The 21,720-nt window shown below is 45.6% G+C and carries 17 protein-coding genes; 12 read left to right on the forward strand and 5 right to left on the reverse strand.

Annotation, left to right across the window (positions count from 1 at the left end; translation table 11 throughout):
* Nucleotides 1–13: 13 nt before the first annotated feature.
* The 8 genes from MUK70_RS07810 (at nt 14) to MUK70_RS07845 (ending at nt 5,861) form a co-directional block, all read left to right on the forward strand.
* Nucleotides 14–295 carry a DUF6364 family protein gene (locus MUK70_RS07810; RefSeq protein WP_234605110.1) on the forward strand — a complete coding sequence of 94 codons (282 nt, stop codon included), beginning with the start codon at nt 14–16 and terminating at the stop codon, nt 293–295.
* Complete coding sequence (locus MUK70_RS07815; protein ID WP_234656000.1) at nt 292–741, forward strand: PIN domain-containing protein; 450 nt, start codon at nt 292–294, stop codon at nt 739–741. Before MUK70_RS07810 ends, MUK70_RS07815 begins: the two co-directional genes overlap by 4 nt.
* Before the next feature lie 3 nt (nt 742–744).
* A complete protein-coding gene (locus MUK70_RS07820) occupies nt 745–2,232 on the forward strand; it encodes an Eco57I restriction-modification methylase domain-containing protein (RefSeq protein WP_234655999.1) in 1,488 nt (495 codons plus the stop codon).
* A gap of 92 nt (nt 2,233–2,324) precedes the next feature.
* The gene (locus tag MUK70_RS07825; protein ID WP_234655998.1) at nt 2,325–2,912 is read left to right on the forward strand and encodes a TetR/AcrR family transcriptional regulator; all 588 of its coding nucleotides are present in this window, start codon (nt 2,325–2,327) and stop codon (nt 2,910–2,912) included.
* Between the two features lie 37 nt (nt 2,913–2,949).
* Nucleotides 2,950–3,189 carry a hypothetical protein gene (locus MUK70_RS07830; RefSeq protein WP_234655997.1) on the forward strand — a complete coding sequence of 80 codons (240 nt, stop codon included), beginning with the start codon at nt 2,950–2,952 and terminating at the stop codon, nt 3,187–3,189.
* Between the two features lie 15 nt (nt 3,190–3,204).
* A complete protein-coding gene (locus MUK70_RS07835) occupies nt 3,205–4,467 on the forward strand; it encodes an MFS transporter (RefSeq protein WP_234655996.1) in 1,263 nt (420 codons plus the stop codon).
* A 322-nt stretch (nt 4,468–4,789) separates the two neighbouring features.
* The gene (locus MUK70_RS07840; RefSeq protein ID WP_234655995.1) at nt 4,790–5,554 is read left to right on the forward strand and encodes a ParA family protein; all 765 of its coding nucleotides are present in this window, start codon (nt 4,790–4,792) and stop codon (nt 5,552–5,554) included.
* A gap of 4 nt (nt 5,555–5,558) precedes the next feature.
* Nucleotides 5,559–5,861, forward strand: coding sequence for a hypothetical protein (locus MUK70_RS07845; RefSeq protein WP_234605123.1), 303 nt, complete (start codon nt 5,559–5,561; stop codon nt 5,859–5,861).
* Nucleotides 5,862–5,978: 117 nt separating this feature from the next.
* Here MUK70_RS07845 and MUK70_RS07850 read toward each other — a convergent pair whose 3' ends face one another.
* From MUK70_RS07850 to MUK70_RS07865, 4 genes are all read right to left on the reverse strand, one after another.
* On the reverse strand, nt 5,979–7,793 hold the full coding sequence (locus tag MUK70_RS07850; RefSeq protein WP_234655994.1) for a M64 family metallopeptidase: 1,815 nt from the start codon (nt 7,791–7,793) through the stop codon (nt 5,979–5,981).
* Entirely contained in the window at nt 7,794–8,255 is a 462-nt protein-coding gene (locus tag MUK70_RS07855) for a hypothetical protein (protein ID WP_234655993.1), read from the reverse strand.
* A gap of 78 nt (nt 8,256–8,333) precedes the next feature.
* Nucleotides 8,334–9,845: a DUF1501 domain-containing protein gene (locus tag MUK70_RS07860; protein WP_234655992.1), complete on the reverse strand. Its 1,512-nt coding sequence runs from the start codon at nt 9,843–9,845 to the stop codon at nt 8,334–8,336.
* Nucleotides 9,846–9,848: 3 nt separating this feature from the next.
* A complete protein-coding gene (locus tag MUK70_RS07865) occupies nt 9,849–13,082 on the reverse strand; it encodes a DUF1553 domain-containing protein (RefSeq protein ID WP_234655991.1) in 3,234 nt (1,077 codons plus the stop codon).
* A 157-nt stretch (nt 13,083–13,239) separates the two neighbouring features.
* Between MUK70_RS07865 and MUK70_RS07870 the strand changes: the two genes are divergently transcribed.
* From MUK70_RS07870 to MUK70_RS07885, 4 genes are all read left to right on the forward strand, one after another.
* A complete protein-coding gene (locus tag MUK70_RS07870; RefSeq protein WP_234655990.1) occupies nt 13,240–14,082 on the forward strand; it encodes a polysaccharide deacetylase family protein in 843 nt (280 codons plus the stop codon).
* Between the two features lie 173 nt (nt 14,083–14,255).
* Entirely contained in the window at nt 14,256–16,808 is a 2,553-nt protein-coding gene (locus MUK70_RS07875) for a TonB-dependent receptor (RefSeq protein WP_234655989.1), read from the forward strand.
* A 65-nt stretch (nt 16,809–16,873) separates the two neighbouring features.
* Nucleotides 16,874–17,590: a LolA-like protein gene (locus tag MUK70_RS07880; RefSeq protein WP_234655988.1), complete on the forward strand. Its 717-nt coding sequence runs from the start codon at nt 16,874–16,876 to the stop codon at nt 17,588–17,590.
* Nucleotides 17,591–17,734: 144 nt separating this feature from the next.
* Entirely contained in the window at nt 17,735–20,347 is a 2,613-nt protein-coding gene (locus MUK70_RS07885; RefSeq protein ID WP_234655987.1) for a galactose oxidase, read from the forward strand.
* Nucleotides 20,348–20,365: 18 nt separating this feature from the next.
* Here the strand turns inward: MUK70_RS07885 and MUK70_RS07890 are convergent, their stop codons facing one another.
* Complete coding sequence (locus tag MUK70_RS07890) at nt 20,366–21,676, reverse strand: glycoside hydrolase family 99 protein (RefSeq protein WP_234655986.1); 1,311 nt, start codon at nt 21,674–21,676, stop codon at nt 20,366–20,368.
* Nucleotides 21,677–21,720 lie beyond the last annotated feature (44 nt).

A 21,720-nucleotide genomic window follows, 5' to 3' on the forward strand; every position in this document is an offset into this window, starting at 1 on the left:
ACACACGTGTAAAATGAAATCTACAAAGGAGCCAAAGGTAAAATTGACGCTGACAGTCAAAAAATCGGCTATTGAAAACGCCAAGAAGTATGCGCAATTAGACGGGTCTTCGCTTTCCAGCATTGTTGAGGACTATTTGGTAGAGTATTCAAAAACGAGCAAAGCAGAGAATCAATCGGATTTTAAAAATTCGTTAGCCTATCAACTGATGGGCTGCGCAAAAGGCGGGCCACTAGACAATATGACTGACGACGAAATCAAGGATATGCGAATCAAAGATCGTTACGGTTTATGAGGCTTTTCTTCGATACGAATGTCCTTTTAGATCATGCCTTAATGCGCACAACGGGACAGCCAATTGAAATTTCCTATTTAATCTTTTGGGCTTCGAAAAACGATGTTTCGATTGTAATATCATCCGGCTGCATCTACACATTCACTTATGTTTTGCACAGACAGGGCGTTAGAGGAGATCGGCTAAAAATGCAAATTGACCAATATCTGACGATGTTTCACATTTGTAAAACTGATAAAAAAGTTTTCACGGATGGCTTAGACTCATCTTTCAAAGACCTGGAAGATTCATATCAATATATGAATGCGATCAAAGATGAGTGTGACTATCTTATTACATCCAACGTCTCAGATTTTAAACCTTTCGCAAAAGATTCCATCCAGATTTTTTCACCACGAGATTTTGTAATGAATGTTCTGGGGGCTAAGGAAGGCATCGACTTTTAATTAATGGCTTCAAAAACACGCACTTACGAGAGAAAAAAGCTTCTTGGCCAGGTTTATACGCCTCCTCATATTGTTGAAAAAATCCTGCGAGATTCCGGATTTTATGATGCTGATCTGACCAATAAAAAAATCCTTGATCCGGCTTGCGGTGACGGACGATTTCTGGTTCCGATCGCTGAACACATCATTAAGATTACTCCCACCCACCAACTCACTGATCGCTTAAACCAGATTTATGGCTGGGACATTGATCCGGAGGCACTGGAAAGTTGCCGAATGAATTTGAATGGGTTGATCGAGCCTTTAGGCATTAGTGTTAGCTGGAATTTGAAACTTTGCGATGCGCTTAAACAGCTTCGAAGACGTTTGAAGTTTGATCTTATATTTGGTAATCCACCTTACATTCGCATTCAGCATCTCCCGATTTCGCAAAGAACATTCATTCAATCCCATTATAATTTTTGCAAAAAAGGCTCAACGGATGCTTACATTGCGTTTTTTGAGCTGGCCTCGAAATTGCTTTCTCGCAGCGGAACTTGCGGCTTTGTTACGCCCAATGGCTTCCTAACTTCGGAAACAGGAAAGCCGCTCCGATCCTATTTTCTGCAAAACAATAAGATAAAGCAAATCACTAATTACGGGTCCGTTCCCATTTTCGGCAATACGGCAACCTATTCAGCGATCACTATTTTCGGAAATTTAGATCAGGAGAATTTTGTATTTGAACAATGTGAGAGCGCTGTTTTGCAATACAAGAAACGACAGATTCAGCATTCCGAACTCCCTGCGTTGAGGCCGTGGCAACTGTCCGTAAGCACTTCTGAGCACATTGAAGGTCAGAGGCTCGGCGATGTTTGCCAAATTTCTGTGGGCTTAACTACTTTGGCTGACGATTATTACTTGTTTTCGATCATTAGTGAAGATGAAAATATTGTTTATGCCAAAAGCAAAAGCGGAATGCTTGTCCATCTTGAAAAAAGCATCCTCAAACCCATCATCAAGGCTTCTAAATTGAAGTTGTCAACAGATCCGGTTACGGAATATATTCTCTTTCCTTATCAAAAAGATGCGGCTGGAAAACAGCGTATTATCCCTGAAAATGATCTTCGCGTACAATTCCCTCAAACTTTTTCTTATTTGCTTAAAGTAAAACCCGCGCTTGAACGTCGTGATAATGGGAAGCCTAATGCAGTTGCATGGTATGCTTTCGGACGAGCGCAAGGCCTCGATAGCACATTTGGCAAAAAAATCATATTTTCCCCGATGAACCTGGCCCCGAATTTTGTCTTATACGAAAATCCGGATGTGACGGTTTATTCAGGCTATTTTATAAAATATGACGGCGACTACGATGCGCTATTAGCCCAATTAAACTCACGGCGAATGGCCGAATTCATTGCTGTCGCAGGCCGCGATTTTCAGGGAGGATACAAAGGCTACAACAAAAAGATCATCGAAAACTTCATCATAAAGTTACCCGAACAGCTCTAAACCGATTTATTGGCACAAATTATTTAATCTAAAAAACCAATAAATAAACGAACGTTCATTTATATTTGTATTTAAATTTTATACATTATGAGTTGAGAACCAGGGACATTAACAAGGAAACCATCATTCGTGAAAAGGCCATTGAAATGATTGTCGATCATGGATTTGAAGGTCTGAGCATGCACAAGCTGGCGAAGGCGGCTGGCGTTTCAGTGGCGACGATCTATATTTATTTCAAAGATCGCGAAGACCTGATCCAGCAGCTGTATGCAGAGGAAATGCAAAAAATGGTGGAAGCAACATTGCGTGATTTCGATCCCGAATCCCATTTCGATGAAGGCTTGAAAGTGCAATGGCTTAACCGGATGAATTATTGCTTTGAGAATCCGTACAGCATGTTTTTCACCGAGCAAGTCAAGCATTCGCCTTTGGTCGACCGCTCAAATATCGATACGCGCTTTCTGAATGCAATGCATCGCTTCGTGCACCGTGCCATCGAACGAAACGAGATTATTCCGCTGCCGGTTGAGATCTACTGGTCGATCGCTTTTGCCCCGCTCTATCAACTGGTAAAATTTCATATCGCCAAGTCAAGTATGCCAGGCCGACCGCCGTTTAACTTGGATGAGTCTAAAATAAACCTTGCATTGAGCCTGGTTATCAAAGCATTAAAGCCATGAGACAGGCGGCGTGCAGCCGTCTAAAATTTAGCTCAACATGAAAACGAACGCTACTAACGAAGAATTTGTACTGGTCTTCCGCACCAACATTCATCGCAAAAAAGATGTTAAATCCCTGACTCCGCTGCTTAACGGCTGCTCCGAGATCATTAAATGGAATATCGATCTGGCTGACTGCGACAATGTCCTGCGGATAGAAGCAACGCATCCCAACCACGAGCCTGTAATCCACCTGGTGAAGAAAGCGGGTTACAATTGTGAGGAATTAACAGACTAAAACCAACCAAAACTTATGTCAGAAACCCCAAAAACCACTTTTACCGGCTATGAAAAGTTTATTATAGCCGTTCTTGCTACTTTACAATTTACTATTGTTCTGGATTTCATGGTCCTTTCGCCGCTGGGTTACATCCTGCTCGACAAGCTTGATATTAGCACCAGCCAGTTCGGATTTGTCGTATCCGCATATGCTTTCAGTGCAGGAGCGGCGGGATTACTTACCGCTGGCTTTGCGGACAGGTTTGATCGCAAAAAAATGCTCCTTTTCTTCTATGCCGGCTTTATGGTTGGTACTTTTCTGTGCGGCATTGCGCCAACTTATCATTTTTTGCTCATGGCGCGCGTCTTCACAGGACTTTTTGGCGGCGTGATCGGATCCATCAGCTTTGCGATCATCACAGATTTGTTCCCGATCAATATGCGTGGACGTGTGATGGGATTTGTGCAAATGGCCTTTGCCAGCAGCCAGGTTTTGGGAATTCCCATCGGGCTCTACCTTGCGAAGGAGTTCAGCTGGCATGCCCCTTTTTTAATGATCGTTGGTTTAAGCGTAATTGTCGGGTTACTTATCGTGACTTACATGAAGCCTATCAATGCACATTTGAAAATCCAGACACAGCGGAATGCATTCCAGCATTTGGGCAAAACATTGTCTCGCCCGGACTATCTTCAAGCTTTTGCAGCAACGACATTATTGGCAACCGGAGGTTTCATGCTGATGCCTTTCGGGACAGCTTATGGCGTGAATAACCTGGGCATCCACGAAGCGCAACTTCCTACATTGTATATGATCACCGGACTCTGTATGCTCGTCTTCAGTCCGTTCATCGGGAAGCTCAGTGACAAGATCGGGAAGTATAAAGTTTTCCTCGCCGGTTCTGCAATCACTTGCGTGATGACGCTCATTTATTGTAACCTGAGCGTGACGCCACTTTGGATTATTATTATTTTGAACGTGCTGCTTTTCGTCGGCATAACCGGCAGGATGATCTCAGCTTCGGCTCTGATGACAGCCGTGCCGGAGCCACAGGACCGCGGTGCATTTATGGGAATCAACTCCTCGATCCAACAAATAGCGGGCGGACTTGCATCGCTACTGGCAGGATTTATCGTCTCCGAGACGAGCACCGGATTCATAGAACATTATCCGACATTAGGGAATGTGGTTGTTTTTGCTGTCGTCATAACTGCCTTTTTAATGTACAGGATTCATAAATATGTTACTGCGAAACTGCTAGCGGCTGCACCGGACGCAGAGGTGAAGCCTACTGTATAGGCTCGGTAAGAGTCGAACCCAATCAAGCTACCCCCCTTGTCAGCCTGAGCGGAGTCGAAAGCGCGTTACCAAGGAGTAACGTGCCTTCGTCTCCGCTCAGGCTGACAAGTTTATTAACGTACTGGAAATAAGCAACTTTAATAATTTTTAGAAATAAATTCATTTAATACTAATTATTCTTTTAAAAAGATTGATACATTTACAAAGCAAAAAACTTTTGTGACTTTCTATTTATATGGATTAGGTATAAATTTATTTTACGTTTATTTACATATCAAACTTGAAATAAACTATTATCTTTTTATACTTATAATACTTTTAAATGAAAATCATCAGTATTGTCAACAACAAAGGCGGTGTGGGAAAGACCACTTCGGCTCAAAGTATTGCTGCCGGTCTCAGCAAATTTGCCAATGCAAGAGTGTTGGTAATTGACCTGGATGCACAGGCCAGTCTTACCAAAAGTTTCGGCATTCAACACGCCGGACTCAAAAAAGACAGCGGCTCGTTCATCACCGGCGAATATGAATTTGATGAGATCGTCAAGCGGGTTGGGGATATTGATGTGTTGCCGGGATCGGCGGAACTGATACACCGCGAAGACACGATTAAGGCTGCCCCGGTTTTTCCGTTCAACCTGAAAATTGCATTGGAAAAAATAAAGGACCGTTACGATTTCGTGATCATTGACTGCCCGCCTGCACTTTACGGGAACACGCGGTTGGCGCTTGTTTCGTGCCATCAATATTATGTACCGTTGCAGGCTGAGTTTTTGAGTTATGAAGGTCTCCGCAACTTTTTGGTTTACTCAGCAGAGATCAAGAAAATTAGCCCGAGTACAAATCTGGGCGGTGTCTTCGCAACGAGATATAACCCGAAGATTAGAAAAAAGATCAGCCATGAACTGATCAATGCCACGAAAGAACAACTTGGCGACGTGTTCATGACATCCTATATCCGTGACAACATTGCGCTTTCCGAAGCACAGGCAAACGGAACAACCATATTTGATTATGCACCGAACAGCAATGGGGCCGAAGACTATTACAAATTGACAAGAGAAATTTTAGAACGAATCAATAACTGACACGATGGCTAAGGAAAGGAAATTTGAGTTTGCACCGCTTCCGCTGGTTGCTGACATTCAGGAGGAGCTTGATAACAATAAACCCAGTGAGGCGGCAGACGGTGCACCTACGAAAGTAACTTTTGACTGTGATTACATCCTGATGGAAAACATGAAAGATTACGGTTACTGGGAAGGTCTCACGCAAAAGGACATCATTCTCGAATCCCTGAAACTCTATTTCCAAGACAAAGAAATCCGTCCAAGACCAGACAAAATAAGAAACCGCACGAAAGTAGGCCGCAAGCCGAAATCGGTCAGTGAGTAAAATGGCGACCCTGTCCGCCTGAGCGGAGTCGAAGGCGCGTTACCGAGAAGTGACGCGCCTTCAACCGCCCGGCGTACCGGGCCGCTCAGGCAGACAAGTGCATAAACCTTTCGCTTTTTACTCAATCAGCAACTTCCCGGCCACTTCCCGCCCACCATTGCTGAACCGATACAAATACAAACCTGCGCTCTTCTGAACGTTCAGTTCAGTTTGGTTTTCGAAATGCTTATCCAACACTTTTCTGCCGTTGATATCAAACAATGTGAAAAGTGACCTCCCGCCCAGCTTCGTTTTTATTTTCACAAAACCTTTTGCTGGATTCGGCGACACTTGTAAGATTTCGTCGGAAGGGTTTTCAACCGCCAGGATGGGATCTACTCGCACTTCCGTTGTGGCAAAAGCTGTGCAGCCGTTGATATCAACCACTTTTACTTCATAAGTGCCCGCATTTGCGACAGTCGCATTCTCGATCAGCGAAACCTGAACTTGGGAAAGATAGCCGCCGGGGCCATTCCAAAAATAGGAAATGCCTCCGCTTGCAGCAATTTCAATGGTCGCTTTCTCAAAATATGGTCCTGTGTTGGTAGCAGAAGCTTTTGGCTGTTCAAAAACTGTGATTTGCGCGCTCGCAGTCAAGTTGGGCTGGCCAGTGGTTTTACAGGTGGCGGAATAGCTGGTTGTTTTCTCCGGCTTAACGTTAATGGAGATACCCGTTTCGCTGGTCGACCAAGTTATATCTCCCCGGCAACCCGACGCAGTAATTACACTGAACTCCCCAGGACAAATGCTTGCATCGGAAACTTTTAACTCGAAAGCCTGCGGAGAATTACTTTTGACTAATGTCCATTGAACGGCCTTAGTGCGCTGATCTTCCATCTTTTCACGCCTGCTTAAAAGTGTTGTGTCGAAAACGGAAGCAAGCAATGTGCCCTCAGCTTCCTGCATATCAGCCGCATTCAGCCTTATTTCATTTCCCGTTTTTATCAATTTTTTATCCAAAAACCATTCTACTTTCAAGCTGCTTGGCTCGGGTTCAACAAGTTCGAGTCTGAATGTTGTAGGGTCTCCTTGCAGCACAATTTCCCGCGTGTTTTCCGGAAATGACCGATCAATCGGACTGACAATTTGCAAGATCCGCTCGGCCGTTGCCTCCTTGCAAACTGCACAAAATGGTCGATCGAGATATTCCATGAGGCAATTTGCATGTGTGGGCTTAAACCACTTTGCGGCCTCCCCTTCTCCATGGGGAAAAACGCCAATGTTTGTTTCGTTCAGCCAGTTTTTCCATTTTACTGTCGCCGGGTCGCTGATCGCGGTCATATTCGCTGCCTCCCAACCATATTGGGGGCCTGCCCAATATTCATCGTTAAGCGCAGAAAAAGTGTGTCCGATTTCATGCACGCCAATCGTATTTGCAGTTGTATGCAATGTGTGGACCGCGATGCCACCGCCCGAACCACCGTAAAACGGCGTATTGACCAACATCACCACCAGATCGGCCGTTGGCATATTATAGGCGAGCACATCAGTAAGCCTCTGATAATTCTGCACAACCACCAGCCGGTGAATGTATTCACCAAAACTGGCTCCGTAGTAAGTGTCTTTCTTACCAACCGGCTGATCGGGATAAGCATCCGGCGCGTTTCCGGGATTACTCACGCCACTTTCTTTGGAAGGCGTAGCAATGGAGAAGAAGTTGAAATAGTTGCGGTAAGCATTGTACGGCGCATAATTGAGAAAGAAATCAGCGAATTTTCTGGCCTCTTCCGTAAAATTCGGCAGCTCTGCCTGCGTAAAGCCATCGCCTAAAATCACCACATTAACCCGATTGTCGATCGACCCGTGCTTGTAAATGGTATCGACTTTGAAAGTCTGGGAAAAAGAGTTGAAAGAAAAGAGTAAAACAAGTGCAAGGGTAAAAAGTCTGGTCATTTATTTTAAGTTCAGTGTGTAAATTTTAATGTTCCCTTTGTCTGGCGTGAGACTATGAATTTCCAGCTTTTCCAACCCATTATCTTTTTGAATACGAACAGAAATATTCCCTTCTTTCGTATGTAAATCCTGCTTGCTGAGCTTTCCATCCTGGCTCGCGACTTCAACAAATTTATAAAGTGGGTGCTCAAAAACCAGCGGAATCTCCGCGTGACTTACTGAATAGCGTGGGATCACACTGATCTGGTAAGGACTGTGAACCGGCGTCGCCAGGTTTTTCAACTTCCCGCTTCCTGAAACAGCATTTACCAGCTCAACGATTTCGGTTCTTCCATCCCGCTTGGTGATCTTAAAATCCAGGAAAAGAATGTGGTTAGCAGCGCCGGGATCATAATTCCGAACATTTTGAAGACTGAGCGTTGACTCGACAGTCTTACAGCCCAAAAGCTGTGCAGCAATCATAACAGTTAGTAAAAAGCTTTGTCTATTCATCATTATCGCTGACACGAATTCCCGGAAAACGGTTGCATTTGATATTCGTTATGTCAAAATACTCTTCACAACATTGCCGTGTACATCCGTCAATCTGAACCTTCTGCCCTGAAATTTGTAGGTCAGTTTTTCATGATCAACGCCCATGAGGTGCATTAATGTGGCCTGAAAATCATGCACATGCACCGGATCTTTGACAATATTGTAACTAAAATCATCCGTTTCCCCAAAGCTGATCCCGGGCTTCACCCCTGCCCCGGCCATCCACATGGTGAAGCAGCGCGGATGATGGTCGCGGCCATAATCGTCGGCGGTGAGCTTGCCTTGGGAATAAACGGTCCGCCCGAATTCACCTCCCCAAACCACCAGCGTATCGTCCAATAAACCCCTGCGTTTCAAATCCATGATCAATGCAGCGGTTGCCTGATCCGTATTTTTACATTGATGGGCAATGCTTTTGGGTAATCCGCCATGGTTGTCCCAGCCCTGATGATATAGCTGCACAAACTTGACATCTTTCTCCAAAAGCTTTCTCGCGAGAATGCAATTGGCCGCATATGTTCCTGAATCCCGGCTATCAGGGCCGTAGAGATCAAAAACTTCATCCGGTTCGCCGGCCGTATCCATCACTTCCGGCACGGACGTCTGCATGCGGAATGCCATTTCATATTGCGCAATGCGCGCATCCACTTCGGGATCGCCATGAGGCTCGTTTTGCAGCTGATTTAGTTTTGCCAGATAATCCAGCATTTCCTTGCGGTCAGCGCCATCATAACCTTCCGGGTTGTTCAAAAAAAGCACGGGATCTTTCCCGGACCTGAACTGAACCCCCTGGTGTTTGGACGGCAAAAACCCGTTTCCCCAAAGCCTGGCATACAATGGCTGATCTTTGGAGCCGTTTTTGGAAACCAAAACAATAAAGGACGGCAAATTCTGATTATCTGTCCCCAAACCGTAACTAACCCAGGAACCAATCGACGGTCTGCCCGGCAGCTGGTTGCCCGTTTGAAAAAAAGTAATGGCCGGATCATGGTTAATCGCCTCAGAATAAACCGATTTGATCACGCATAATTCATCGACAACTTTCGCCGTGTAAGGCATTAGCTCGCTCACCCAAGTTCCGCTTTTCCCATGCTGATTAAAACTATAAATGGACGGAACCACGGGCAGTGAACTTTGATTTGCGCTCATCCCAGTCAGCCGCTGCCCCTTCCGGACCGAATCAGGCAAGTTCTGGCCTGCCAGATTGACCAGTTTTGGTTTATAATCGAATGTTTCAAATTGCGAGGGCCCGCCTGCCATGAACAGGTAAACCACTCTTTTGGCCTTCGGAGCAATGTGCGGCAACGCTTTCAGGACTTTTTCTTCCAAGGTTTCAGCGCCTTGTCCCGAAGCAGCTCCGGAACCAAAAAGCTTTTGGGCACCTAATAACGATCCCATGGCCAGCGCACCCAGCCCGAGCGAGGTTTTGACCAGGAAATTGCGCCTTTCCAGCTTTTTATTTAGTATATCAAATTCAGGGTTATTGATCCTGAATGGTGCTTCGTGATGGTTTTCCATGGTTCATCGCTTGGTTAGGGATGCATCCGAGTTCAAAATGGTGCTCGCAACAACCGCATGAGCTGCTATAAGTGCGAAATCCATTTTTTTATCGCTGACAAATTGCCCTTCGGCAAGCCAGCCGGCCGCTTTTCCCGGGTTCTTTCTGAATTTTTCCAACTGTTTTTTGTGCAACTCAGCCAGCAAAAAGACCTCTTTTTGAGACGGTTTCCTTCCGGTTAATTTACGATAACTCGTGATAATCGCATCATTTGCATTCCTGGCTGCTGCCATTTGCTGCCCCATTACTTTCATTGCTTCATTGAATGTTGGATCATTTAATGTCACCAGCGCTTGCAGCGGCGTGTTGGTTTTTTGCCTTCTTACTACACAAAAACTCCTTGAAGTTGCATCAAATGTTGAGAGTGTCGGATTGGGAACGGATCTTTTCGTTATTACATACAAACTTCGACGATAGACCGCATCCCCCGAGTCGCGCTGATAATGTGTGTTGTTGATCTCCCAAAGTCCCTCAGGCTGGTAAGGCTTTACGCTCTTTCCACCTATCTTTTTATTGATTAATCCGCTCGCAGCCAAAGCATTATCCCGGATCATTTCCGCCGTGAGCCTGTTAGCCGGGCTGTGAGACAGCAACCGGTTTTCAGGATCCTTCTCCCGAATTTCTGGCGAAGCATCCGATCGCTGCCGGTAAGTGGCCGACATCACAATGAGTTTGTTGAGCTTTTTCACATTCCAACCCGATTCCTGAAACTCAATTGCCAGCCAGTCCAGCAATTCCGGATGGCTCGGCATCTCTCCCTGGTTACCAAAATCTTCCGTTGTTTTCACCAGTCCGGTGCCAAAGTAATTTTGCCAAAACCGGTTCACCGCAACCCGTGCAGTTAGCGGGTTATCTTTGCTCGTGAGCCATTGCGCCAACCCATATCTGTTCCTGGGTAAAGTTTTGGGGAATGCCAATATTGATTTGGGTGTATTTGGAAAAACCTCTTCCCCGAAAGCATCATAATTTCCGCGAAGCAGAACGTGCGCCTTTTTCCGTTTCGGCATTTCCTGCATGACCATTAATTCCCTGATTTGCTCGGCCGAATCAGCCAGCACAGTGCGGATTTTTCGAAGGTCTTTTTCCGCATCGATAACCGATTGAGAAACAGCCGATAAATAGTAATCTTTCAGCACATTGAGTTGTTTGTCGGACATTGTATTTTTATCCGAAGAAGCGATTGCTTTCCATTCATTCTTCCCTGCAAGAATTTCTATTTCGAATGGGGTCAATGCCCGGTTATAAACGACAATGTCGTCTGCGAGCCCATTTTTAAAGCCGTTCCCGCGCCACCAGGCACCAACCTGTAATCCGGGCTGCACTTTGGATTTGAACAAGATGTCTTTTGTCAGCTGATCCATCTCCGTTTCCATTGCCACTTCGGCACCGTCCATAAACAGCTTAAAACCAGCCGCTTTGGATGAACCATCATAGGTGATCGTCAATTGGATCCATTTGCCCCTGGGCACATCACTTTTCGACACTTTTGCAACCGCATTGGAGGGCGCTGTGTGCGCCATATTCAGTTCCAGCTTATTGTTTTTTAAGTACAAATGGTATCCCCGAAAGTTGTAAAGCCGTTCGGCCTGGCTCTTATGTAAAATCACGCCCTCTTTCATTTCCTTAGGCACATTCACCCAAATTCCTACGCTAAACGGCTCCGACCGTCTGAAAACACCAATCTGATTTAAATCCAAATATACATCGCCATCAAAACGCATTGCATAGCCCTCTCCATGAGTTTCAAAAACGGGTTTGTCGCCAGTCATGCCCGATTCACGTTTCATGATTCCTGCCTGCTTCGAATTTATATCATTGGTCAGGTTTTGACGCGCTAATGTGTTTTTATCAAATGAAAAATGCGCTTGCAAACCGGCTGACGGAATTTTGTCATGGGCTAACTTCTTCAAACCACCACCGTCCAACCATTTTTCAAAACCTGCCTGATCATTGTTTTTGCTTTGCGAGACCATTCCCTGCTGTTCCGTTTCGCGCGCTTTCAGGAATTTCAGCATTTTCTCCTGCTCTTCCGTGGGCAGCATTAATGTTGGTGTGGGAAGTGCGTCGTCCCAGGAGATTTGGCCGGCCTCTTTTACATTATTGAAAAAACTGAACAGTTCGTAGTAGTTCTTTTGAGAGACAGGATCGTATTTATGGTCATGGCATTTGGCACAACCTACTGAAATTCCGAGCATTGCATCACCAAATGTATTTGTCCTGTCCACCACATATTCGGTCTGAAATTCCTCTTCGATAATCCCGCCTTCCATATTTTGCTGATGGTTCCGGTTGAAAGCTGTTGCGATGAGCATATCCCTGGTTGGCCTTGGCATGAGGTCGCCTGCCAACTGCCAGTGCAGGAACTTGTCGTAAGGAAAGTTCCGGTTAAAGGCACCAATCACCCAGTCCCGGTAAGGCGACATATCACGTAACCGATCGACGGTGTAACCGTGCGAGTCTGCAAAACGCGCGAGATCAAGCCAATCCACGGCCATCTTCTCGCCGTAATGCGGCGATCTCATGAGCCGGTCAACTTGTTTTTCGTAAGCATTACCTGACTTATCATTCAAAAAAGCATCGATTTCAGCAATTGTTGGCGGCAAACCGGTCAGGTCGAGCGATAACCTGCGTAGAAGGAGCTCTTTACCGGCTTCGGCAGATGGCTTAAAATTTTCAGTTTCAAGCTTTGCCAGAATGAAATTATCAATCGGATTTTTCGTCCAATCCTTGCTTTTCACTTCCGGGACTTCTGTTTTTTCAGGTTTTACAAATGCCCAATGTGGCTTATATGCAGCGCCGTCTCTGATCCATTTAACCAAAATGGCCTTCTCTTTTGCACTCAGATTCAGGTGCGAAGCAGGCGTCGGCATCATATACTCCGGATCTTGTGAAAGAATGCGGTGAAAGACCTCGCTGTTTTTGAGATCGCCAGGATTAATTGCAACTTTTCCTTTATTCTCGGGCAAGTCGCTATAAGCAGCCTCCTGAATGTCAAGCCTTAAACCGGCTTTCTGCTTCGCCTTATCCGGTCCGTGGCAAGCAAAACACTTGTCCGATAACACGGGTTTTACGTGCTGATTATAATCCAGCTTTTCGGGCAGTTCTTCATATGCGAGCTGCACATCCTCGGGCAGATCAGGCTGACAAGAGAACAAAGCAACCGTAAATCCGAAGAAAAGTATGGTTTTGAGCGTCATATGCATACCGATTTTAGTCAATTTTCATTTAGGATTCAAAGTTTAATCCTAAATTTTTCTCTAATTCCTATATTTGCTTTGTAGCCATCGGGCTGACACATCATTCTTTTTATTTATAAAAAAGATTCCATATCCATAACTGCCTGTCGGTAAACCCATGAAACGAATTTATCTCTTTCTCCTCATTTTTGTCTTTACACTTGCGGCTTATGCACAGCAATCGCCCAGGCTTATTGTCCGCGGCGATGACATGGGTTATTCACACTCAGGCAACCTGGCGCTTTTGAAATGTTTCAAAGAGGGATTTCAGACTTCCATTGAGGTAATCGTTCCGTCGCCGTGGTTTCCGGAGGCGGTGCAGATGCTGAAAGACAATCCGGGAGCTGATATCGGCATACACCTTGCGCTTACCAGCGAGTGGGATAACGTGAAATGGAGACCGGTTTCGGATTGTCCAAGCCTTTGTGATGAAGATGGCTATTTTTACCCTATGGTGCGCGCGAACAAAAATTATCCCAAACGTGCGATCATGGAAAATAGCTGGAAGATCGAAGATGTGGAAAAAGAATTCAGGGCGCAGATTGAGCTGGCTTTGAAAAAACTGCCGACTATCACCCACTTGTCGTCGCATATGGGCTGCACAGGCATTTCAGAGGAAGTAAGGGCTTTGACCAAAAGGCTTTCAAAAGAATACAAAATCCCTATCGATCCCGAGCCGGTCGATGTTAGCTATGTAAGTTATGAAGGACCGCACAAGACTTCTGAACAAAAAATAGAAAGCTTCCTTAAAATGCTGGACAAGCTTCAGCCTGGCAAAACTTACATGTTTGTAGACCATCCAGGGCTCAATGATGCGGAGTTACAGGCAATTCATCACATTGGTTACGAAGATGTTGCCGCGGACCGCCAGGGCGTGACCGATCTGTTCACGAGCGCCAGGGTAAAAGCGGCTATTAAAGAAAAGAAGATCGCATTGATTGGTTACAGGGATTTGAAATGAGCCTGCAATAACTATTCAGACTTCCCAAGTCTTGCAGACTTGGAAAGTCTCAGCCCGGCTCTCCATCTGTACAAACGCTTCATCCATCCCGTTTAATCAAGCCTTTATCATAAATTATTAAAAGGTTTTTTTATTCCGTTGCATTTTTATGGCGAAAATACAATCCCATAACAATGATAAAACTTCTGCTTTCTTCACTCATCATCCTGGCCACCTTCGTTTCCCCTGCAATTGCACAATTTCCAGGAGCCGGCGGAACAGCACAGCCCAAGGCATTACCCGGCACAGCCGGTGATCAAAGCCCGAAAGGAAATGCAAAATTATCCGGTTCCATCGTGGATTCTTCTTCCGCAAAAGGCATTGAATTTGCAAGCATAGCACTTTACAGCAAAGCAAGCGGCCAGGCCGTCGACGGAACGGTTGCCGATGAAAACGGCAAATTTACATTATCCAAACTGGCGGCAGGCGAATACAAGGTTCTGATTTCATTTATCGGATTTGTAAATAAAACAATAGATAACATTGCAATCGCCAAAGGCCAGGACCTTAATCTGGGCGTCATCTCCCTGTCGTCGAACATCAAAACATTAAACGAAGTTACCGTTACCGGACAAGCCGCTTTGATCGAAGAAAAAGTAGACAGGCTTGTTTACAATGCGGAAAAAGACATTACGGCAAAAGGGGGCGACGCAACAGATATTTTGAGGAAAGTGCCGCTTCTGACGGTCGATCTGGATGGTAATGTTTCCTTGCGCGGAAGTCAGAATATCCGCGTGCTGGTCAACAATAAGCCCAGTACGATCATTGCCAACAGCGTTGCGGATGCATTAAAACAGATCCCAGCCGATCAGATCAAATCGGTGGAAGTGATCACCAGCCCGTCTGCCAAATACGATGCGGAAGGTTCCGGCGGGATCATTAACATTATCACCAAGAAAAACAGCTTGCAGGGATTGAACCTCAATATCGATTCCGGCATAGGAAACCGCGGTTCCATTCTTTCTTTAAATGGGGGTTACCGAAAAGGAAAAGCAGGTTTCACGATCGGTGGGTTCGGGCGCGGCATGTATAACACGATCACGAAAACCACCCTTGAACAAACAAGCATCGTGAATGATGTGTCGACAGTCACACGCCAGACAGGCGACGGATCGAGCCGTGGGTTGTTTGGAAACTACAACCTGGGTTTTGACTATGATCTGGCAAAAAATCAGAGTATTACCGCAGGCGTTCGTTACGGTGTGCGTAACTTCCGCAGTCAGCAGGATTTGATCACGCGCATCACGAAAACGGGTGAAATGGACTTGAACTCTGCCCGTAATGTGGATGCGAAAAACCTTTCGGGGACCATTGATGCAAATATTGATTACCTGCATACATTCAAACCACAGCAGGAATGGAGCATATCTACACTTTACAGCCGCAATGACCTGACCAATGATTTTGATGCAGATATTTTGAATGGAAGCAGCGAGCTCATCAACCGTCAGCGCAATTTGAACAAAAGCATTAACCAGGAATTTACATTACAATCTGATTATCAAACGCCTATCAAGAAGAATCAGATGCTGGAATTCGGTGGAAAGGGCATTATCAGGGAAGTTACCAGTGCATACAATTTCCTGACCGCTAAGCCATCCGGTGATTTTCGTCCTGAACTGGATCAGCCGGCCGGCGATTTGACCTATCACCAGAACATTGCAGCAGGTTATACTTCCTATACTTATACAACCAAAAAACGCTACACATTCAAGGGCGGCTTGCGTTATGAGCATACTTTTATTGATGCCAGCACAAATGAAGGAACCGTTGGTGTGGGTAATTATGGCGTGCTGGTGCCTAGTGTTAATGCTTCCAAAACATTCAAAGGAACAACAGTGAAATTGGGTTACAACCGCAGAATACAGCGTCCGGGTTTACAGCAGCTCAACCCGAACTTCAACTCAGCCAACCCGCAGAACATCACCATTGGTAACCCCGAACTGAGACCGGAACTGACCAACAACTTTGAACTGGGATTAAGCAAAAATATTAAGAAAACTTTCATCAATGCGACATTCTTCGGCCGCGTGACCAACAACGCGATCACACAAGTGCGCCAGCCATCGGATACGCTCGCAGGATCGATCATTACCACTTACGAAAACATCGGAAAGCAACATGCTTATGGTCTTAACTTGTTTGCAAATGTGGCCGCAACTTCAAAAATCAGCTTTGGGGTTTTCTCAAACATATTTTATACCACATTAACCGGCCAGACGCTGGAAAAAGGCGTTTCGAGAACATTGGAAAACACAGGTTTTGTTGTGAGCGGCGGCGTGTTCTCCCAGGCAACATTCAAAAACGGCTGGGGGGCACAGGCGTTCGGTTTTATGCAGGGCAACCAGGTTCAGCTGCAAGGGCATATGGGCGGATTTGGGTTTTATACCGTGGGTGTGAAAAAGGAATTTGCCGACAAAAAAGCAAGCTTGGGATTGGCAGCCGAAAACTTCCTGAGCAGACGTTTCAAAATGCACACGGAACTGACCTCGCCGGATTTCAACCAGGTTAATGATATTTTCATGTATAATCGCGGTGTAAGGCTGACATTCACTTACAAAATCGGGAAGATGACCATGGACGCTCCGAAACGCAAAGCGAAGTCTGTCAACAACGACGACGTGAAGAGTGAAGGCAGCGGGCAATCAGGCCCGGCTCCCGCAGGTGGCGGAAATGCGCCCCGGTAGTTAATTCAATATCAATGCTTTAATAGAAAAAAGACAAACTAATTTAACTCCAAATAACCTTACATATGAAAACAACCAAATTGTTCGTCGCTTTTGCAGCGGCTTTGATCTCGGCAGGCTCTTACGCGCAAACAGTCGATGAAATCGTAGACAAGCACGTGGCTGCTTTGGGCGGAATGGATAAAATTAAGGCAGTTAATACGGTCATTACCGAGCGTTCGCTCGCCGTGCAGGGTATGGAAATCCCTACCAAAACGGTTCTTGTGGTTGGGAAATCGCTTCGTAACGAGTCGACCGTTATGGGTAATGCCATGGTGCAGGTGGTGGACGATTCCAAAGGCTGGATGATCCGGCCAACGCAAATGGGTGGCACGGGAGAGCCCGAGGATATGCCAGCCGATCAGCTGAAACAGCAAATTGCATCACTTGATCCCTTCGGTGGACTTGTTAATTACAAAGAAAAAGGAAATAAAGTAGAACTTGTGGGCAAAGAGAAGCTCGACAAAAAAGACGTTTACCACCTCAAAGTCACTTCAAAAGAAGGAACGACGATGGATGAATATCTGGATGCGGAAACGTATCTCGTAAGCAAGGTAAAAGTGGACATGAATGGGCAGAGCGGTGAAATTGACTTGTCGGACTACAAAGAGGTAGAAGGCGTTAAATTCCCGAACACGATGGACATTACCAATGCGCAAATGGGCACTATGTCCTTCATTACCAGCAAAGTTTCGGTTAATACGCCTGTTGACGCGGCCATTTTCAAGAAACCCGTTAAATAAAACCAACGGTTAAGAAATGCAAAAGGCATCGGAAATCATTCCGGTGCCTTTTTTGCTTATAATCAATGCCTTCCGAATTGTTGACCAAACAAATAAATACCGGATAAAGTAAAATGAAGCCAAAAAAATCTTAATATTTACTAATTGCGCACCCTGCCAGAGCGTGGTCGTTTGAATATGTGTACACGTTTGAAGATTGTTTTTGTCCTGCTCGCATTCCAGTTCTTTTACGGGATGGTCAATTTATGCCCTGCGCAATCGTATGGCCTTGGTTTTGAAAGTTATGAATCGGTGCAGGATAAAAGGACCGGCCTGGACCTCTCGCCTGACAAGACATTTTGCTTTGACAATAATTTTGAGCTTTCCTTCGAAGTTTCCTTTCTTAAACACAAGAAGAACTACTTCGGCTATATCGTGCGGCTCATCGAAAATGACCGGCAGAACATTGATATCCTATATGACAATTCTTCCCTGAATAAGGACCGCTTCAAAGTGGTAATCGGCGATAAATTCTCCAAAATCGCCTTCGACATTGACGAAATCCCGCTTTACGAAAACTGGAACAGCATAAGACTGATATTTAACAAAGACGCTGAAACACTCACTGTTTTTAGCGGAACGCGGCAATTCAGGCAGGCCATTGCACTGGAAAAGAACGGCTGTTTTAAAATTCTTTTTGGGGCTAATAAATATAAAAACTTCAACACCACGGACGTCCCGCCGATGAAAATCCGCAACATTGCCATTAAGGAGAGCGGAGAGGAAAAATATCACTGGAACCTCGACGAAATGAGCGGCGCAAAAGCAATCGGGACCGCAAAAAATACCGATGGCCTCGTTGCTAATCCACTATGGATCAAAAAGATGCATTATGAATGGCAGCCGCTGCAAACGTTCGTCATACAAGGCCCCGCCCGGGTTACCTGCGACCAAACCACCGGGATGGTCTACATTGTTGGCACCGATACGTTAACGACGCACCGCATTTCAAGCAATCAGGTGAAACGCATTCCTTACCAGTCTGGGAAGCAGCCGCTTTTCATGGATAACCAAGTGCTGTATGAAAAGTCTACAAACAGTATTTACAATCTTTTTATCAACGAAAAACAGGTTTCGCATTTCGATACATTAAGCAGCAAATGGGATAAGAGCGACTTGAAGGCTGAATTGAAAACGCATTTTCTGCACGCGAACAAGTTTTATTCCAAACCCGACTCAACGATCTACATTTTAGGAGGTTATGGACATTTGGAATATAAAAACACCATTCAAAAATATCATTTGGGCACTGGAAACTGGTCGCAAACCAGTCCGCAGGACAGCACTTTCGGGCCACGCTATTTAGCAGCTGCCGGCGCAGCATCGGACGGGGCATACCTGATGGGCGGTTATGGAAGTGTAACGGGCCGGCAGATCTTGAACCCGCGCAATTGGTATGACCTTATTTTTTTCAATGCTAAAACGCGTTTGTTTAAAAAAATCTATGATCTGAAAATCCCGCAGGACGATTTTGTTTTTGCCAACTCCATGATCGTCAAGGAAAAAGAAAACGCTTACTATGCGCTGATTTTCCCGAAAGATAAATTCAACTCCGCATTACAGCTGATCACAGGTTCGCTTTCCAGGCCGGAATATAAGGTCGTTGGCTCAAAAATTCCGTTTGAATTTGTCGATACAGAATCGTTTGCAGATCTGTTTTTTGATGAATCAACGGGCAGGTTTGTGGCCGTCACGCTTTTCAGGACGGATCAGAATCAGACTAAGGTTTCCATTTATTCGCTCTTTTCACCGCCATTGGAAACGGCCCCTGCCGTTAAGCAGGCTTCCGCAAAGTCCGAAAATATGCTCTGTATCATCGGGGCTCTGGTTGCAGTTATTGCCGGCGTTTACTTTTACAGACGCCGCAAACCGTCTCAGGCGGCCGCCAAAGTTGTTCCAGCCCCGATTGAACCATTCAAGCCCGCGGAAGTCACGTTTTCTCCCGCTCCTATCACGGAATTTGCTAAAAAAAGCATTGAAACGAAGGCAATGCCGCTTCATAGCAGTATTATGCTGTTTGGTAACCTGCAATTATTTGATGATCAGGGGACCGAAATCACAAGGTTATTCACGCCTTTACTCAAAGAGCTCTTTCTTGTGATCCTGTTACATTCCGTCCGTCGCGAAGGAATCAGTTCTGAGAAATTAAAGGAGCTGTTGTGGTTTGATAAATCATCTGAAAGCGCACGAAACAACCGGGCAGTTAACATTGCGAAGCTGAAAGGGATTTTGGACAAACTGAAATGGTGTCACATTTCCAAAGAGAGCGGATACTGGCGGGTTAACATTGATTATGAGCAAATTCACGTCGATTATGCGGAATATTTAAAGCTCGTTTCGGATAAGCGCTTGCTTTCCAAACAGGACATTTTCGACCTGTCACAAATTAGTAAGCGCGGAACATTCCTGGCCGATCTGGAATATGAGTGGTTGGACAGTTTCAAATCCGAGATCTCCAACGAGATCGTGGATGCTTATTTGCGCTATGCAACTTCGGTGAAAATTGCGGATGATCCCGAATTCATGATCAAAGTGGCCAATTACATCTTCTATTTTGACCCGGTGAACGAAGAAGCGATGACCATCAAGTGCAAAGCTTTGGCACTTTTGGGCAAGCACTCCCTGGCAAAAACCACTTTTGAAAATTTTGCCAGAGAGTACATGCGGATTTACGGGGAAGAGTTTCGGAAAGACATGCCGGAAGTTTTGCATTCCTAGCGCGCATTTCCAATCCCCTCAAAGCGGTCGTTCAGGTTTCTTAGCGCTGAACCCCGGTTCACCGTGAAACCACTTCGCGCCTTGCCCTGTGAGCCATAGATAATGGTCTGTTTTGAGATCGGGCTCGATGCCTACAAACTTCCCGTCGGCATTTTCAGGAAGTTCCCCTTCCCGCCTGCATTTAAAAATGGCAGTGCCTTCGTCTACCTCATCAAACATTGCTACGTACAATGCTTCTGCGCCCGATAGTTTGGCGCCTGCGATTTGTTGCCATAAAAAGTCGCCTTTCCCGCGCGGGATCTGGTTATAGAGCGATTTGTCGTTCTTCAAATTACCCCAGCTAAAACCCGGAAAAACAAGCGGCGCATAATCCAGATTATTCGCTTTACACCAGGCAATGTCGGCAGGCAGGTTCGGACCAGCGACGTCCGTGTAAGTGGATGCATTATAACGGCCAACCGCCCACGGCATCACCACGTCCACACTTTTGACAACTGTATGCAGCAATGTTGAGTTTTCCGTATCCTTTCCAAGGCTACGCCAATAGTAAGGCACACCGAGGAGGATCGAAGCTTTTTTCGTCGGCCCTTTCACTTTTTCCACCAGCTTCTGAATGTCCGCAATAGTGTATTTACGCCCATCATTGAAACCCACGCCCCAGATCGCCAACATAGGACGGCCGCTATGGCGCAGATATTGCGGGTTTTCCTTGTTATCAAATAGCTTGAATGTGCTTTGCAATTCTTCCCAATCCTTCACAATAAAGTCCATATCCGCAGATGTTGAACCGCTCAGATCGTACATGACGCTGATCGCCCGGCCGTATTTTTTGGAAGCTTTCAATGCATTGGCAAGCACTTTATTGAAATGCTTTTTACCACTTTCCCCTTTCACTTCGGACACAAAACGCTGCATATAAACGCCGTCAATGCCATGCTCTTTCATCCATTTGAAATGCAGATCCACGCTTTCTTCGTCATAAGGGCTGTAAACCTGCGCCGGTTCACCGTTTTTGTATTTAAAAGATGTTTTATATGTTTTAGAATAATCCGTTACATCCGGCCAAAAGTCAATCGAAGTCGCTCCGGGCTCGAACTTCCCGGCTTTCTGATAATGATGCCAACCGCGCCCCGCGCCATCACCCTCGGCCGTAAACCAGCCCTGGTAACCCGCCATGACCAAGCCTTTGTAGCTTTTGAACAGCACGCCAGTCTCATCGTATCTGACTTCTTCAATGGGTTCAGGATCAATAGGTTGTTTGACATTTTCTGCACCATTGCAGCTGAATGAAAGAAAAGGTAAGAGTATCAGGAAGTCTAAAAATTTCATAGTTAAAGGTTTAGTTTAAAATCCATGCATTTGATGGATTGAAA

This window comes from Dyadobacter chenwenxiniae, assembly GCF_022869785.1.
GTDB lineage: Bacteria > Bacteroidota > Bacteroidia > Cytophagales > Spirosomataceae > Dyadobacter > Dyadobacter chenwenxiniae.

Excerpts from the sequence above, each read along its gene's own strand:
- MUK70_RS07835 (WP_234655996.1), top strand. The coding sequence starts at position 3,205 with ATGTCAGAAACCCCAAAAACCACTTTTACCGGCTATGAAAAGTTTATT.
- MUK70_RS07830 (WP_234655997.1), top strand. The coding sequence starts at position 2,950 with ATGAAAACGAACGCTACTAACGAAGAATTTGTACTGGTCTTCCGCACC.
- MUK70_RS07865 (WP_234655991.1), bottom strand. The coding sequence starts at position 13,082 with ATGACGCTCAAAACCATACTTTTCTTCGGATTTACGGTTGCTTTGTTC.
- MUK70_RS07875 (WP_234655989.1), top strand. The coding sequence starts at position 14,256 with ATGATAAAACTTCTGCTTTCTTCACTCATCATCCTGGCCACCTTCGTT.
- MUK70_RS07815 (WP_234656000.1), top strand. The coding sequence starts at position 292 with ATGAGGCTTTTCTTCGATACGAATGTCCTTTTAGATCATGCCTTAATG.
- MUK70_RS07845 (WP_234605123.1), top strand. The coding sequence starts at position 5,559 with ATGGCTAAGGAAAGGAAATTTGAGTTTGCACCGCTTCCGCTGGTTGCT.
- MUK70_RS07890 (WP_234655986.1), bottom strand. The coding sequence starts at position 21,676 with ATGAAATTTTTAGACTTCCTGATACTCTTACCTTTTCTTTCATTCAGC.
- MUK70_RS07880 (WP_234655988.1), top strand. The coding sequence starts at position 16,874 with ATGAAAACAACCAAATTGTTCGTCGCTTTTGCAGCGGCTTTGATCTCG.
- MUK70_RS07850 (WP_234655994.1), bottom strand. The coding sequence starts at position 7,793 with ATGACCAGACTTTTTACCCTTGCACTTGTTTTACTCTTTTCTTTCAAC.
- MUK70_RS07820 (WP_234655999.1), top strand. The coding sequence starts at position 745 with ATGGCTTCAAAAACACGCACTTACGAGAGAAAAAAGCTTCTTGGCCAG.
- MUK70_RS07860 (WP_234655992.1), bottom strand. The coding sequence starts at position 9,845 with ATGGAAAACCATCACGAAGCACCATTCAGGATCAATAACCCTGAATTT.
- MUK70_RS07870 (WP_234655990.1), top strand. The coding sequence starts at position 13,240 with ATGAAACGAATTTATCTCTTTCTCCTCATTTTTGTCTTTACACTTGCG.
- MUK70_RS07810 (WP_234605110.1), top strand. The coding sequence starts at position 14 with ATGAAATCTACAAAGGAGCCAAAGGTAAAATTGACGCTGACAGTCAAA.
- MUK70_RS07855 (WP_234655993.1), bottom strand. The coding sequence starts at position 8,255 with ATGATTGCTGCACAGCTTTTGGGCTGTAAGACTGTCGAGTCAACGCTC.
- MUK70_RS07840 (WP_234655995.1), top strand. The coding sequence starts at position 4,790 with ATGAAAATCATCAGTATTGTCAACAACAAAGGCGGTGTGGGAAAGACC.